Annotated in this window: 18 protein-coding genes and 1 pseudogene; 6 read left to right on the top strand and 13 right to left on the bottom strand. The window is 60.5% G+C overall.

Annotated elements, in window-relative coordinates; genetic code table 11:
* The first annotated feature begins 295 nt into the window (after positions 1-295).
* Entirely contained in the window at positions 296-475 is a 180-nt protein-coding gene (locus tag E3O67_RS02370; RefSeq protein ID WP_198418944.1) for a hypothetical protein, read from the top strand.
* 231 nt (positions 476-706) lie between these two features.
* Here the strand turns inward: E3O67_RS02370 and E3O67_RS02365 are convergent, their stop codons facing one another.
* From E3O67_RS02365 to E3O67_RS17305, 8 genes are all read right to left on the bottom strand, one after another.
* Positions 707-910, bottom strand: a complete 204-nt coding sequence (locus tag E3O67_RS02365; RefSeq protein WP_135101766.1) for a hypothetical protein — start codon at positions 908-910, stop codon at positions 707-709.
* Between the two features lie 39 nt (positions 911-949).
* The gene (locus E3O67_RS02360; protein WP_135101764.1) at positions 950-1,873 is read right to left on the bottom strand and encodes an alpha/beta hydrolase fold domain-containing protein; all 924 of its coding nucleotides are present in this window, start codon (positions 1,871-1,873) and stop codon (positions 950-952) included.
* A 169-nt stretch (positions 1,874-2,042) separates the two neighbouring features.
* On the bottom strand, positions 2,043-2,990 hold the full coding sequence (locus E3O67_RS02355; protein ID WP_135101762.1) for a sigma-70 family RNA polymerase sigma factor: 948 nt from the start codon (positions 2,988-2,990) through the stop codon (positions 2,043-2,045).
* Positions 2,987-4,189 (bottom strand): NAD(P)/FAD-dependent oxidoreductase, encoded by a 1,203-nt coding sequence (locus E3O67_RS02350; protein WP_135101760.1) that lies wholly within the window; start codon positions 4,187-4,189, stop codon positions 2,987-2,989. Before E3O67_RS02350 ends, E3O67_RS02355 begins: the two co-directional genes overlap by 4 nt.
* Positions 4,190-5,073: 884 nt before the next feature.
* Positions 5,074-5,445 (bottom strand): hypothetical protein, encoded by a 372-nt coding sequence (locus tag E3O67_RS02345; RefSeq protein WP_134433204.1) that lies wholly within the window; start codon positions 5,443-5,445, stop codon positions 5,074-5,076.
* 29 nt (positions 5,446-5,474) lie between these two features.
* Positions 5,475-5,957 (bottom strand): hypothetical protein, encoded by a 483-nt coding sequence (locus tag E3O67_RS02340; RefSeq protein WP_135101758.1) that lies wholly within the window; start codon positions 5,955-5,957, stop codon positions 5,475-5,477.
* Positions 5,954-6,544, bottom strand: coding sequence for a PadR family transcriptional regulator (locus E3O67_RS02335; protein WP_135101756.1), 591 nt, complete (start codon positions 6,542-6,544; stop codon positions 5,954-5,956). The genes E3O67_RS02340 and E3O67_RS02335 overlap by 4 nt, the downstream gene beginning before the upstream one ends.
* A gap of 50 nt (positions 6,545-6,594) precedes the next feature.
* Positions 6,595-6,672 (bottom strand): hypothetical protein, encoded by a 78-nt coding sequence (locus E3O67_RS17305; protein ID WP_241981949.1) that lies wholly within the window; start codon positions 6,670-6,672, stop codon positions 6,595-6,597.
* A 218-nt stretch (positions 6,673-6,890) separates the two neighbouring features.
* Between E3O67_RS17305 and E3O67_RS02325 the strand changes: the two genes are divergently transcribed.
* Positions 6,891-7,334: an NAD(P)/FAD-dependent oxidoreductase gene (locus E3O67_RS02325; RefSeq protein ID WP_135101754.1), complete on the top strand. Its 444-nt coding sequence runs from the start codon at positions 6,891-6,893 to the stop codon at positions 7,332-7,334.
* A gap of 63 nt (positions 7,335-7,397) precedes the next feature.
* Positions 7,398-8,368, top strand: a pseudogene (locus E3O67_RS02320) (IS481 family transposase).
* Between the two features lie 33 nt (positions 8,369-8,401).
* Here E3O67_RS02320 and E3O67_RS02315 read toward each other — a convergent pair.
* Together E3O67_RS02315 and E3O67_RS02310 are read right to left on the bottom strand one after the other, a co-directional pair.
* Entirely contained in the window at positions 8,402-8,761 is a 360-nt protein-coding gene (locus tag E3O67_RS02315; protein ID WP_134431403.1) for a DUF6463 family protein, read from the bottom strand.
* Between the two features lie 323 nt (positions 8,762-9,084).
* A protein-coding gene (locus tag E3O67_RS02310; protein ID WP_370259892.1) for an IS3 family transposase occupies positions 9,085-10,228 on the bottom strand; the annotation gives its coding sequence in 2 pieces (ribosomal slippage) (positions 9,085-9,961 and positions 9,960-10,228; 1,146 coding nt in all).
* Between the two features lie 171 nt (positions 10,229-10,399).
* Here E3O67_RS02310 and E3O67_RS17170 point away from each other — a divergent pair.
* Positions 10,400-11,026 carry an ATP-binding protein gene (locus E3O67_RS17170; protein ID WP_198418943.1) on the top strand — a complete coding sequence of 209 codons (627 nt, stop codon included), beginning with the start codon at positions 10,400-10,402 and terminating at the stop codon, positions 11,024-11,026.
* Between the two features lie 173 nt (positions 11,027-11,199).
* On the opposite strand, the gene E3O67_RS16775 is transcribed toward E3O67_RS17170, so the two are convergent.
* Together E3O67_RS16775 and E3O67_RS02300 are read right to left on the bottom strand one after the other, a co-directional pair.
* Positions 11,200-11,388 (bottom strand): hypothetical protein, encoded by a 189-nt coding sequence (locus tag E3O67_RS16775; RefSeq protein ID WP_167726427.1) that lies wholly within the window; start codon positions 11,386-11,388, stop codon positions 11,200-11,202.
* Positions 11,389-11,574: 186 nt separating this feature from the next.
* Positions 11,575-12,744 (bottom strand): NAD(P)/FAD-dependent oxidoreductase, encoded by a 1,170-nt coding sequence (locus tag E3O67_RS02300; protein ID WP_135101750.1) that lies wholly within the window; start codon positions 12,742-12,744, stop codon positions 11,575-11,577.
* A gap of 80 nt (positions 12,745-12,824) precedes the next feature.
* On the opposite strand from E3O67_RS02300, the gene E3O67_RS02295 reads away from it, so the two are divergent.
* Together E3O67_RS02295 and E3O67_RS02290 are read left to right on the top strand one after the other, a co-directional pair.
* Positions 12,825-13,445 (top strand): TetR/AcrR family transcriptional regulator, encoded by a 621-nt coding sequence (locus E3O67_RS02295; RefSeq protein WP_135101748.1) that lies wholly within the window; start codon positions 12,825-12,827, stop codon positions 13,443-13,445.
* Between the two features lie 302 nt (positions 13,446-13,747).
* Positions 13,748-13,954: a hypothetical protein gene (locus E3O67_RS02290; protein WP_135101746.1), complete on the top strand. Its 207-nt coding sequence runs from the start codon at positions 13,748-13,750 to the stop codon at positions 13,952-13,954.
* 111 nt (positions 13,955-14,065) lie between these two features.
* On the opposite strand, the gene E3O67_RS02285 is transcribed toward E3O67_RS02290, so the two are convergent.
* Positions 14,066-14,174, bottom strand: a 109-nt coding sequence (locus E3O67_RS02285) for an integrase core domain-containing protein (protein ID WP_167726416.1), incomplete at its 5' end; no start/stop codon positions are given.

The following is a 14,174-nucleotide window of genomic DNA, read 5'->3' as shown; positions in this document are numbered from 1 at the left end:
CTTCGGAAAAGACTTGATCGGTCTTTCCAAGAATCACGCGGTGGCCGCCTCACATCGGTGCAACACGCCCATCAGGGCCGGGGGTTACACCACGCTATTGGACGCAACCTCGCCTTGATCCTCCGTACCATTACCGGTACTCCTTCCACCACGTGGCCCTCACATGGTGGAAAGAGTTTTTCAGGTGGCTCTCAACCACGCCAACTGTGGATCCGAATGACCCGTTTCGTGGTTAGAGGAGGTGGCTCTGACCCGCACCACACATGGCTCCCCTGGAAGCGAATATTCAAAAAGCATGGCCGGCGGAAGCCCGAAGCCCGTTGGGTTCGGCTCCGCGATCCTCAAGGTCGTCGACGCGAAGACCGCGCCCCGCCGCGTATTCTTTGGCGAACAGTCAACTCAGGCTGTGCCGTACATGTACCAGCAGCGCTTGGCCGAGTGGGCGCCCATTTCCCGCGAAGCCGAAGGTAAGTAGCGCCCGGCGAAAGAGGACGAGAACCGCGCCTGTGCCTGATAGTCCTATTGGACTCTTTAGTCAGGAGGTCGCTGAGCGCACCGCGATTGCGAGGTGAGGGTTCTCAACTGCAACGCCTTCATCGTGAATTCTGATCCCGGATGCAAGAGGCGTGGCTTCGGCATGCCGGCGGCCACACAGATTTCAGTCATACGCTACTCAAGAAACCTACGAACCGCCGGCTGCCGACGATCACTTGAGGGCCTCGCTCACGAGGACGATGCGGTCCGCGCTCCAATCGAGATCATCTGGAATTCGCTGGAAGAGGACGCAGCTCATGTTCAGGTCTCCCTGCACCGGAAAGATGTCGGCGGTGTGGTCGGCGTGACCGCTCGACGTCCTCGAATCGGGCGTCAGGCAGGGCTCGAGCAGGCTGGCATGCCCGACATTGCCCACGTCCGAGCGATTTGTATCACGCTTTCTGGCCGCCGTACTTTAGGCCGAGCCAAGCAAAGCTTCGAGCGCGATCGCCTCTCTAACTCGCCCCACGATCTTCTTGCGCGCTTCCTGGCCGACAGTTGTCGGGAGTAAGGGGTACACGTGGAATTGGCCATCGTGCTGGATGAACTCGACGTCAACACCAGCCTTCACGGCCTTCTCGGCGTAGAGCCGATCATCGGGGTTGAGGATGTCGCGAGTCCCTGAGAAGAGCGTGATGGGCCCGAGCCCCTCCATGGTTCCATTGATGGGACTGACGATCGGGTTGCTTACGTCGAGACTGTCCTTCCATAGGTTGATAAATACCCGGGAGCCGTTGGTTCCGAGCCAGGGGTCGGTAGGTTGAACGGTCGCGATTGCGGGGTTCTTCAGTGAAAGATCAACCGCTGGGGAGATGGCTATAGTCCGGGGTAGCGTGAGGCCGTGGCAATCCCGAAGCTGTAGGACGGTCGACAGAACGATCTGCCCACCTGCGGAGTCCCCGGCGAGGACAGTGGGCCCATACGTCCGGGTGGAGATCAGGGCTGTGGCGGCAACGTTGTCCACGACTTGCTGCGCCGTCCCGAATGGGACTAGGGGATAGATGATCACTTGGACGGTGGTTTTGGCTTCGGCGGCTATTTGGGCGCTTAGCTGCCAGTGCTGGAGTGAGATTTCGTTGACCCACCCGCCACCGTGGACATAGATTACAGTGCCTTGAGCAGGGGCGTTGCGGGGTGCAACTGTGTAGATGGGCCATCCCGCATCATCTCGTGCCGCCGAAATTATGACGTCAGCTCTGAGCCGTCGAGGAGGCCCATAGGAAGCGGGGCGGAGGGTTCGTTCACGAAGACGACGACGGGCCCCGGCTTCTGTGACGAAGGAAGCATTCGCCATCGTCGCGCGCAGGAGGGCCGGTATGGCACGGTCGGGCAGGATCATGCGGCAGGGCTCCGTGTTCGCAATAGGCTATGCGGCTGCTACCGAGATTTCGGACAGCGGAAATAAGAAGACACTTACGCCGCCAGAAAGCGCTGGGGCCGCCTGGCGGGCATTCTTACTGCTTATGGCTCTGGAAAGTACATATGGGCGCTTTCGACGAACCGGTGGGTTAGTGGCGGCTGATCTGAGCGATTTTATCGGGATTTACAATTATGGCGATTTCGGCGACGTGGCCGTTGTAAATGCTGAGGTCGATGATGCCAACAGTTTTCAGGCCTTCGTAGATGACAAGTCCTGAGCGGCCGTTGATGAATGTGGGGAGGATCTCTAGCGAGTGTCGCAGTTGTTGTTGACGGTTGAGGACGCCGAGGAGATATTGAGCGACGTGGGGTGCGCCCGTGATGGGGCGCCGTGCGACGGTGATGGCGGATCCACCGTCGGCGCGGGCGATGACGTTGGGGTCAAGGACACCGGCGAGGGCCGAGATATCGCCGTCCAAACAAGCTCGGGCGAACGCGTCGACGACCCGGTTTCGTTCGTCACCTTGCACTTCAAATCGTCGATGAGAACGAATGTTGCGTCGGGCGGTGCTGGCGAGTTGTCGGCAGGCGTCGGGTTGCCGACCAACTATGACCGCTATTTCGGCGAAAGACACTTGGAACACATCGTGAAGGATGAGGCTGACCCGCTCGGGCGGTGTTAAATGCTCCATCGCTATCAATAACGCCATGCTGACAGATTCGTCCAGCGAGATTGCGTCGGCGGGATCCATGTTCAGGGGGCGACCGGGTGCGGGCATTGTGGTTGCGTCGAGGAGGGGTTCGGGGAGCCAAATCCCGTGGTAGCCCTCCCGGCGGGCGCGGGCGGTGCCCAGTTCATCTAGGCAAATCCTGCTGATGACACGCGTAAGCCAAGCAACTGGTTCACGGATCGCTGAACGCTGCTCCGGGGCGAGGCCGGCCCACCGTGCGAGCCCCTCTTGGAGGGCGTCTTCAGTGTCGTGTATCGAGCCCAGCATCCGGTACGCTACTCCAAACAGTCGTCTATATTCGATGGTTCCTCGCGCGAAAGTGGGGTCGCCGGCAGGTGCTGACGAGGTCTCCTTCGGTCGATTCATCGGGCCACAGTGGTTTGTTTGGTGCGCTTCGGACCCTTAGGTGTGAAGTAGGAATTTGGCTTCGTGATCTCCTTTTGTGGGCCGGATACGACCATTCTGCAAATCGATTCCTTGATGGTCGCACCCAATTTTCCGGCGATGTGCATGTGGCGGGGGGTGTCGTCCGCCCGCACGAACTGGATATATCCGGCCTTTCGACCCAGGCTGAAGCACTGGATGAGGTAGCCAACCGAAAGTGCGGTCGGACGCGTGCCGCGCAGCTGCGCGAGTGCTGTGTCTGCCGCCTGACCACCGAGGGGAATCGCGGCGGCGCAACTCATACGCAAGTGTGCCCCAACCGTATCCGGGGTCTTGATGGCATCACCGCCGCCGATGATGTCGGGGTAGTCGAGCGCTTGCAAGTGCTCGTCCACGCGGAGCCGACCGGCGGAATCGACGGCAAGACCGCTGACCTTGGCGAGTTCGGGGACTCTGAACGAGGCGGCCCAAATGGTGACGTCGCTGGGTACCGTTGTACCGTCGGCCAGTTCGACGCCGGCAGCGGTGACCCTTTCGACGCGCGCATCATCCCGGACATCAATTTTAAGGCGCCGCAATGTCTTTTCGATATCGCGGCGTGCTTTGGGAAGCATGAACTGCAGGACAGGCCCGCTGGAGAGAAGCGTCACGGACGCGTCCGTGCGCTGTTCAGATATTTCTGATGCCACCTCGACGCCCGTTGCACCACCACCGACGACAACCACGCGGATACCGGCCTGGCTGGAAGCGATAGCGGCGCGGGCTCGGAGGGCACCCTCCAGATCACCAAGGGGATATGAATGTTCGAGCACACCTGGGATGTTCTGGGCTGTCGAACTGCCTACTGCGTAGATGAGTGTCGAGTAGGAGATTTCGACAAGACCATCAGGTGTTACGACATCAACGGCTTTTTGATCCGGATCGATATACGCAACTGTCCCGACCAGGACCCGCACCTTCGGGTGCAGCATCTCTGCCAACGATCGACTTACCGTAGACACAGTGCCAGCCGCGAGTTCGTGCAACCGAATCCGCTCCACAAATTTTGGAAGAGGATTGATCATCAACACCTCAACTCCCAGGGCCTCCTCAGCCGTCAATGAAGCGCAGAACCGATTAGCCGCGGTTACTCCAGCATAACCAGCGCCGACTACGACCAAATTTGTTGTTGCGGATGACATTTTTCTCCTCGAATGTGTGCGCCGAATGCCCTACAAAAATACTGACGAGAGAAGACGAACAAACGTGAGGCTAAGCCCGGAACCAATGCATGCAAACCAATCTGGGCACCCAAGGAGTGGGGTGACCCGGTCTTTTCGGACGGGGTCCTTGGTTTCATTTTAGGCGGCGAGTGTGAGTTTGATGAGGCGTTCGGCGGGTGAAGTAGCCGAGGTCATCGACGAGGCGGTGATCCTCCCCGAACTCGCCGCCGCCTAGACGAGAACCACTAACCTCACGGTGTTGAGAAACTCCACCACTCAGCGGTACGTGACCGGAACGAGCGTCGGTGATGGATACCGTAGATTGACCCTAAAGCTGAAGGACAGCGTTACCACTATGCGCCACATCGCTCGACGAAATCGTGAACGCCTTGGCTTGAGTTGTCACGTCGGCAGTGCGCGATTGCGTTGTTGAATTCACGGCGGACAGCAGCAGTCACGTTGGGTAGGTACGTTTCTTCCAGCTGCAGGTCGAGTTGATGCCAACTGCGGGTACTCCTGGGCCCGACGCTCAAGGTGCTGTCTGCGTGCCTCAAGTTCCCTTGTCGCCGCTTGCTCCCTGGCCCGGTTCAGTCGCAGGAATGAGCTTTCATCGAAAAACATGGTGCCCGTCGTCCTCTCTTCGCGCGCTCAGCGCGCAGTTGCGACGCGGCGAAACTGGTTGCCACGTCGGTCCTAATTAACTTACATCGTAAACTTTTTATGTCAACACTTCAGGCATACGCCGTAAGTATTATCAACTGCGCAACTGCAGTTCGTCCTTTCAGGCACGACAAATGGGCTTTGTGATGGCGTTCGGTGCGTTCTTTCTCGTATCGGAACTCCTCAGGTGAGCGATCGCGCGTTCAGTCCAGCGCAAGCAGCACAGTGAGCGCAGCGAGCACAGTGCAAAGCGGCGCCATGGTCCACCTTTCCGGAAGCGACCGAGATATGCCGTTCATGATGATGCCGATTATGAAGTATGCGGCGAGCACCCAGATTGCGATGTCGGTGAATTCCGGCCACGGGATGATGGCGATGAGCTGGCCGTCTTGCAGAACTACCAGGGCGAAGACCACGTACAGGGCGATTGATGTTGCGCTGCCGATGCGCTTGCCAATGGGCAGAATCCGATCCTGACCTCCCCAGGCGAACTGGCCAATAGGTGCACCGGCGATCAGCGCGGCTTGGAACACGACCAACGCCCACATCAGCACGCAGAATATGATCGCACTCATCGCAGCAGTGTCCGCCCAGACCGGGCTGCTCACCGTAAAGCCGCCGCCGACGCAGTCGGCACTCGAGTGAATCCACCGAGCGCTAACACCAGCGTGAGCACGAACAGCACCAGGGTGAAGGGTGCCCAGCCGAAGCGTTCCCACGGGCTGAACGAGGCGAGATTCATCAGTACCCCGATTGCAAGGTACCCCACGAGTACCCAGGTGCCCCAACGGCTCAGGCCACGGGGAACGGGCGAGATAGCGAAGCCGCCGCGGGCTAGAACGATCAGGGTGGCGAATGTCCAGATGGCCGCGCTCACGCCACTCACGACCCGCAGTTCGCCCGGAAGTTGTCCCGGGTTTGCTCCTCCAAGGGCCGCCTCACCGAAGGGTGCGCCCAGCATGAGCGATAGCTGGAAGGCGACAACGATCAGAAAACCGAGTGCTGCAACAGCTGCGGTCCTCCGGCGCACAGGGCGCTGCGTGCCTGCGCCGCGCTGGTCGACGCCCTGGGTTGGCTTGATGGTCAAGGTCGCTCCTCTGTGAATGTTGCATGTGGTCGGGGTTGGGCTTTTTGAGCGGCAAGGCTCTCGATGGCGCGGAGCGCCTCATCTGCCCAGGCGATGGATGCCGTGGCCCCGTGCTCACCGGCCGAGATGGTCAGAAGGATGTATGGGGCGTCGTCGTCGAGGCCGGTGTCCTTCGCGAGCTCATTCCGCGCGTCCTGCAGGTGAGCGAGTTGGGATTCCGCCTGGGCACGCGCGCTGAGGACCAGTTCGCGGCAGGCCTCTGGTCCGAGTTGACGCCCGAAGAATAGTCGGAGCATGAGGCCGTTTCGAGGCTTCGGTTTCTGTGGCTCGCCGGCCAGTAGTTCTCGCAAGCGGGCGGTGCCCTGGTCGGTGATGGCAAACGGGGAAGAGCGAGAGTCGCCCGTATCGAGACGCTCAATCATTGCCAGCCGCTTCAATTCCCCAAGCGCCGGATAGATCTGGCCGAAGCTCTCAGACCAAAAGTGCCCAAGGGTCTCCCGAATTTGCTCTCGCACGGCGTATCCGGTCATCGGCGCAATGCTCAGCGCGCCGAGAACGGCCATTTGAGTCTGTTCTGAACTAGCCAAAGCTAACCATCCTTCTAACTTGTAGATATAACTATAAGATATGTTTGAGGTTAGTCAAGCCCTCTGTTCCATCGCACCTGAGCGCGGCGCTGGCCGTTCTCCAAGCGCGACAGCGTGCTCGTCGAAATCCTCGTCCTTTCCGACAGATTGGTCAGCGTGGTCCCCGCTGAGACCGCAGTCGCTTAAGTTGCGGCCCCACCGCGTCGAGTGCCGTGGCGAGAATGCTGGTATCTTCCATGGCCCCATTCCACCGCCGCCGTCCCGGGCAGCAACATACTTTGCTCGGTGCGGTGCGGTGCGGTGCGGTGCGAGGACAGAGGGTTGAGGAATGAACGAATAGGACGTCTTGGTAGTCGGTGGCGGGGCAGCCGACCTGACCGCAGCCATGGTGCTGCTCCGCGCTCGACGGTTGGTGGCGGTAGTGGATGCAGGTGCGCCGCGCAATGCCCCCGCTGCCGCGATGCGCGGCTTCCTGTCCCGCGACGGCATGTCGCCGCGAGACCTGGTCACGGTCTGCCGGGGCGAGGTCGCTGGATGCGGCGGCACCCTGGTCGACGGCACCGTCGCCAGCGCACAACCGGGATTTCACGCGCGCCTTGCCGACGGCACCGAACTCTGGGCCCGCAGGATCCTGGTGGCAACGGGCCTCCGCGATGAGGTTCCGGACATTCCCGGTGTCCGGGAACGCTGGGGCCGGGACCTGCTGCACTGCCCGTACTGCCACGGCCACAAGGTGCGCGACCAGCCCCCTTGTTGTTCCCACACAGGTTGTGAGCGTGGCGTGAGCTAAAAAGGTGAGGACCTCCGGTATCGATTGGGTTACCACACTCAACACGATGCAACGGAGGCCCTCATCTCTTACGTTACTCATGCCAACGCCCCGCTGACCCCGGGAGGCCGGCTGAAGCTGGTTCAGCTCGTCGTGAACGACGGCTGGGCTCAAGCCCGGGTCGCCGAACGGCTCCAGGTCTCTCGCGCGACCGTGGCCAAATGGGTTACCCGGAACCGGGCTCAGGGTGGTGCCGGGCTCGTCGACCGATCGTCGCGCCCGCACTTCTCCCCGACCAATGTGCCCGGCGCACCGAACGGCGAATCATCGCGCTGCGCTTCACGAGGCGGTGGGGGCCGCACCGCATCGGCTACCACCTGAGGCTGCCGCAATCGACGGTCTCGAAGGTCCTCAACCGGTACCGGATGCCGTTGCTGGGCCATCTCGACCAGAACACGGGCCTGCCGGTGCGCAAACCCAAACCGATTCGGTACGAGAAGAAAACCCCAGGCGAGCTGGTGCACGTTGACGTGAAGAAACTTGGTCGCATCCCCGACGGCGGCCACCGCACTCTCGGCCGCCAAGCCGGCAAACGCAACCGTCAGGCAGGCGTAGGCCACTCATTTCTGCACTCCGCGATCGACGATTATTCCCGGCTGGTCTATTCAGAGATCTTGACCGATGTGAGGAAGGAAACCGCGGCCGGCTTCTGGGGCCGCGCGAACGCGTTCTACGCGACCCACGACATCACTGTGCTGCGCATCATGACCGACAACGGCTCCTGCTACCGGTCGAAGTTCTTCAACGACGCTCTGGGCGACATTACGCACAAGTTCACCCGGCCCTACCGACCCCAAACCAACGGAAAGATCGAACGATTCCACCGCACCCTCGCCGCGGAATGGGCTTACGCCCACCACTACAACTCAGACACCGCCCGAGCAGCCACCTACCAAGACTGGATCCATAGCTACAATCACCACAGACCCCATACCGGCATCGGCGGCAAATCACCCATCAACCGTGCTCACAACGTCAGTGGGAACAACAGCTAGTCGTGTATTGGCCTACTTAACGCCCGGACATTCTTAAAACTGCACCCCGTACCCAGCCGCAATGAGAAGGGGTGCGAGCACCACCATTCCCCAAAACGGTGACTTCGGAAACGCGATAACACCGATCACGGCCGAAACGAGTGTATAAATTCCAATGACTTTGAGAGCATAAAAATCGCCAACCGAAATAGCATGGACGGCGATTTGACCTGAAAGCATCAAGGGAGGACCTGACATGAGAAACCAAAATGCCCCATACGCCTCGGTTTCTTTAAACTTGTTGATGAAGCCACCCGATATAGCGTGAGCAATGTGCTTTCTGAACTTCACGATGCCAAATGCAATATGAGCTAGGCCTAGGAAAAATAGTATCCATGCCGCAATGGTTGACATCCTGTGATCCTTTTTTAGGTTGCGAAGAAAATAAGTCGTAAATTGCAAAACAGGTAAACCCATTTGCATTCACTGCATTAGCACTGTAGCCATTGCACTCACAGTGTATGCTCGGGAAATGCCGGGCGTCAAGCAAGATCCACCTCCGGCCGGGATCAAGCTGGGAAGAAGCCGCAGCTTTTCTTCGGAGCTTGTCCGAGGTGAGAGTTGCGAGCCCGCCCGTTACGAAAAGTTGGATAGCGCGGCTGCTTACGGCCGAGCTTTTGACCGGTCACACCGTAGGGGACTGCCCCGAGTTCAGTTGACTCAAAGGGCTACTGGTTTCAGGCGGCCTTGAGGGCCACGTTTATTCTCTCAAACTGGATTGGGGTGAGCTTACAGAGGCGGCGTTGCCGGCGCTTGCGGTGGTAGGTGCGCTCGATCCAGACCACCATCGCCAGGCGCAGTTCCTCCCGGGTTGACCACCGCTGCCGATCGAGGACGTTCCTCTGAAGCAGGGCGAAGAACGACTCCATCGCCGCGTTGTCACCGCATGCGCCGACGCGGCCCATCAACCCGGTGATGCCGTTGTTCTTCAGCACCCGCAGGAACGCGTTGGAGCGGAACTGCGAGCCTCGGTCGGAGTGCAGGATCGTGCCGTCGATGGTGCGCTGGCCGATCACGTTCCGGGCGGCTGCGACGGCCAAGGACGCCTTCATCCTGGAGTCGATCGAGTACCCGACGATCTTGTTCGAGTAGACGTCTTTGATCGCGCAGAGGTAGATCTTGCCCTCGTCGGTGCGGTGTTCGGTTATGTCGGTGAGCCAGAGCTGGTTCGTGCGTGTCGCGGTGAATTTCCGTTTGACGTGGTCGTCATGGACGGGCGGCCCGGCCTTGCGTGTGAGGCCGCGTTTCTTCCCGAACACGGACCAGCGCTGTTGCTGCGAGCACAACCGACAGACCAGGTTCTCACCCGCGGTGAGGCCGGCCTGGCTGAGCTCGTCGGAGATGAACCGGTAGCCGAAGGCGGGGTCGTCTCGGTGGATATCCCAGGCGGCGTTGGTGAGGTGGGCGTCGTCCCAGTCGCGCTGGGAGATGGGCTCGCGCTTCCACTGGTAGAACGCTTGTTTGGAGAAGCGCAACACCCGGCAGGTCACCGGGACGGGGACACCGTCGACGGCCAGTTCAAGGACCAGCGGGTAGATCATTTTGGGTTGACGCCCGGGACAGATACGCGACAGCCCGGCGCATGACCTCGGCTTCCTGCTCGAGCAGCCGGATGCGTTTCTTGGCATCCCGCAGTTCCGCGGACTCCTTCTCGGTCACGCCCGGCTTGACGCCTTCCTCGAAGTCGGCTTTCTTCAGCCAACTCGCCAGGCAGGACTCCCAGATCCCGAAGTCATTCGCGATCTGATTCAGCGGGGCTTCGTGCTTCCGGGCGACCGCGACAACGTCGCGGCGGAACTCGGGTGGGTAGGGCTTGGGCATAGTGACATCCTTCCAGCGAAGACGAATCTCCACAGGTTTGAAGTCAACTGAACTCGGGGCAGTCCCGTGCCCTGGTACAACTGAGTATTAGCGCTTCTGGGGGCCACCGATATTCACTTTGGGGGCCACCGGGCGGTATGGCGAGTAGCGCGCGCGGGGGGCCACCGAATAATGCTGTTGGGGTTGGAGAAAGCGGCCTGCCTGCATCGGGCGCGAGCGCATTGCATCCGGATGCCGGAGTTCGAAGGGGCCTGGCAGCTGGCCCGCGACAAACCCTCCGGGACCACGAAGTTCATGAACAAGTACGCCGCGTTCTCGCTTTTGGTGATCGATGAGTGGCTCCTGGACGACCCCGACGAAAGCACCAGGAGCATGCTGCTGGAACTCCTCGAGCGGCGTTACGACCAGGCATCAACGGTGTTTTGCACCCACGATGTGCGAGGGGATTGGCACCAGCGCCTCGCCACAGGACGTCCACGACGGCTCCTGGCGGAAGGCCCACAGCATCCGCGACCTCGCCTGGCAGGACTACCACCAGAAACACCCGGAACGATTCCGAGCACGACCGCAAACACCCGCACCAGCCGGCATCGTCGGAATCAACCATCTCCCCAAAGAAACAGCCACAAACTAACCGAAGTGACTCCACTCAGCTTGACATCGCGCGTTCGCCCTGTTTTTTGGCAGGGCGAGTCACCATATCTCACGGTAATTGTTGGGGGGAGGAGCGCTCAGTCGCCCGGTGGCTCGGCGTATCGCTTCAAAGTTGCTGCTCTTGAAAGTTCACCGGCCGAGTAGTACGTCGCCGCGAAGTCCTTGTTCTTCGTTGTGCGAGTGATGCGTGCAAGTTGTTCCTCACCGATCCAGCCGCATCCCTCGGGCCGACGCTACGTCGGGCAACACCTGCCGCAGCTTGCTGATCTTCAAGTTCAAGCGGTGTGTCCCGTACTTGTGGCAATCACGCGAACCACTCAGTGGATATCGGTGAGGGTCCGCTCGACTGCGGAAAGCTTGCCGTCGAGGACCTCTAGACGCGTGAGGATCTGGCGGTTCATTTCGGTGTGCTCCGCGATGAACGCAGCCGCGATGCCCGCCGCCTCGGCGATTCGCACGCGCGACTCGGAGTACTTAGCCAATACAGAGTAGATGATACCGCCCACGATTGCGACGACGGGGATCCATTACAACGACATAGTTAGTTGCTCTTTCTGTTCGGTGGAGATGTGGCATGAACGCGGTTACCGTGCAGAGCTGCCACGATCCGGAGCCGCCGCGGACTGGCAATGGCGGCGAGCTGTGCGCTGGAAGCATCGATGTCCATGCACGTCCCCGATCAGTCAAGTGCTTCACCCGTAAGCAATAGGGAGCTCTCGAGCGTTGAGAACGCCATATGGGTAACCTTGTAAGGTCTTCTCGGGCGATTCCTCGCTGAGGCGGGCGGCGATAGTTCTCGCCAGGGCTTCGGCGTCATCGCCCACTCCGCCGATGAAGGAGGAAGCGAGTCGTGTCTGGAAGGGCAGGCCAATGAAATAAAGTCCGGGCTGCGAGGGCACGGCGCCCCGGTCATGTTCGGGCAGGCCGGCCGGCTTGAAGCCGGGAAGATCGATCCAGCTGAAGTCGCGCCCGAACCCTGTGCACCAGATGACGGTTGAGACATCTACGATGCGCCCATCCTCAAGCTGCGGCCAACCGTCCAGAGCCATGGAGACTCGTGGCACCAGCTCAACACCTGCGGACTGGACGGCTTTGAGCGTCCGTCGGATGAGCGGCCCGCCGTGAGCGACGGACTTGGGTGCGAGCCTGCGCCCGACGGGCGTATCGATGGACAAGACCCTATTGGCCAGGAACCAGAAGAGCATCCCGTTGAAGGCGTAGGCAGCGGATGGGATGTGGCCTGTGCTATTGCCGGCAAGCTGCGTCGGATGACCTGCTCGCGCGAGTTCTAGAGCAAGCTCCACGCCGGAGTTTCCGGCTCCGACGACCAGGACCGGGCCCATTGGCAGTTGAGCGGGATTTCGGTAGTCGGCAGCATGTATTTGCAGAATCGACCGGTCCAGGGCCGGCGCCCACGACGGAATTTGTTTCATCTGATAGGCGCCCGTTGCCGCGACCACTGTTTTCGCCTCAATGGTCAGGCTACCGGCTGCCAAGATGTAGCTGCCACCCTCGCTCCAGAGCCGGTCGACCCTCGCTCCTAAGCGGAGGGGGAGTCGGAAGCGATCAGCATATGTCTGCAGATAGTCCGCGACCTCATCTTTGGTCGGGAAGTATCCCGCCGCGGCAGGAAACGGCAGACCGGGAAGTCCGTCATGACGGGCGGGCGTGAACAGACGTAGCGAGTCCCACCTTGTTCGCCAACTCTGCCCGATTCGGTTCGCGCCGTCGAGGATGACGTGATCAATTCCCTCGCGCTGAAGGTGGTAGCTGATCGCCAGCCCGGCCTGGCCGGCACCCACGACGGCTACGCTGACCCGCTCCCGATTCGCACCGTTGCTGATGTTTCTTGCGATTTGCATGACTGCCACCTTTGTTGCGCTACCGATGCATTGAATGCAGTGACGATGTGCTCACTACAATAGCAGTGTAGAATCGTGTCATGTCGGACGTCAATCAAGAACAGCGCCTCACTTACCGCCAGTCGCAGGCCATGGAGACGAAGCGCAGAATAGTCACCGCCGCTCGCCGGCTTTTCTCGGAAGGTGGCTACGCCGTCACGAGTATCGAACAGGTCGCCAGGGAGGCGGGAGTTGCCGTGCGAACCGTTTACACGGCTGTTGGCGGCAAGAAACAGATCCTGTCGGCCATCTGTGATGAATGGATCGTCGAGTCCGACGTGTCCGGCCTGGCCGGGCGGATCCTCACGGAACCAGACGCCCCGCAGCGCATAGCGCTCATGGCGCACCTCAACCGCACACAATGGGAACTTGGACGAGACGTGATCCCGATGCTGGAGGCTGCCGCGGCTTCGGATGGCAGGGTGGTACGAATGCTTGCAAATTGGAAGGATCAACGCGCCGGAATCATCCGTGAGGCGGTCAAAGGACTGGCACCGGCCCTGCGGCCGGGGTTGCGCTGGGAAGACGCCGCCGCAACTGTCCGCGCGCTCAGCGTTCCGGAACTCTATTCGCAGCTTGTCCGGGATGAGAGCTGGGAGCCCGACCGCTACGAAACGTGGCTGGTAAGGCTACTAACGGCGGAACTCCTGACCGGGCCATGAATGAACCATAGATAAACGCAGCGTGGACGCGTCGAGTTCAGAACGCTGGAAGTAGCATTCGCCGCAGCTTCAGCAGCAATCCGGTCAGTCTCCTCCTGCTTCCACGCGACAGCGAGCAGGTCCCACAACTCTTCACCGCTCACCGAGACGCCCTTCGCCCGGCTCGTGCCTCCGGCCACCTAGCGGGAGTTTCCTAGCCAGCCTCGGGACGCCGGACTGCGCTGAATTGAATTCAATGTGGGTCTGGCGTTCTTCGGCGTGGTGGCGTGCCTTTTGGCTTTTGAGAGCCTATGACCTAAAGTTTGGCTCGTTTATACAAGAAGACCATCAACGGGAAGCCGTACTGGTACCTGCGGGAGGTGGCTCGCGTCGGCGGCAAACCCCAGATGGTCTCCGAACGCTACCTGGGGTCAGCGGCCGATATCGAGGCGTTGCATGATGCCCGCGAGGCCGAAACGTTGACGTCGAAGACGCAGCACCTCGGCTTCGGAGACACGGGCGCGGTCTAGGAGATCCTGAACCGAATTGACGTGTCCGCGATCATCGACGATGTCGTCGGCGCGCGCCGCAGTGACGCTGGAGCGTCGGTGGGGGCCTATCTGGCGCTGACCGCGCTGAACCTAGTTGTAACTCCCAGAGACCTTGTGAACGCGGTTGATGGGTGGGGTGTTTCCGATGCCGCTGTGGGGTCTGTGGTGATTGTAGTCATGGACCCACTGCTGGTAGGTG

The sequence above is a fragment of the Cryobacterium sp. TMT3-29-2 genome (assembly GCF_004564305.1).
In the GTDB taxonomy this organism is placed as follows: Bacteria; Actinomycetota; Actinomycetes; order Actinomycetales; family Microbacteriaceae; genus Cryobacterium; species Cryobacterium sinapicolor.
Note: the sequence above shows the minus strand (reverse complement) of the source record. Positions and strands in the feature narration are given on the sequence as shown.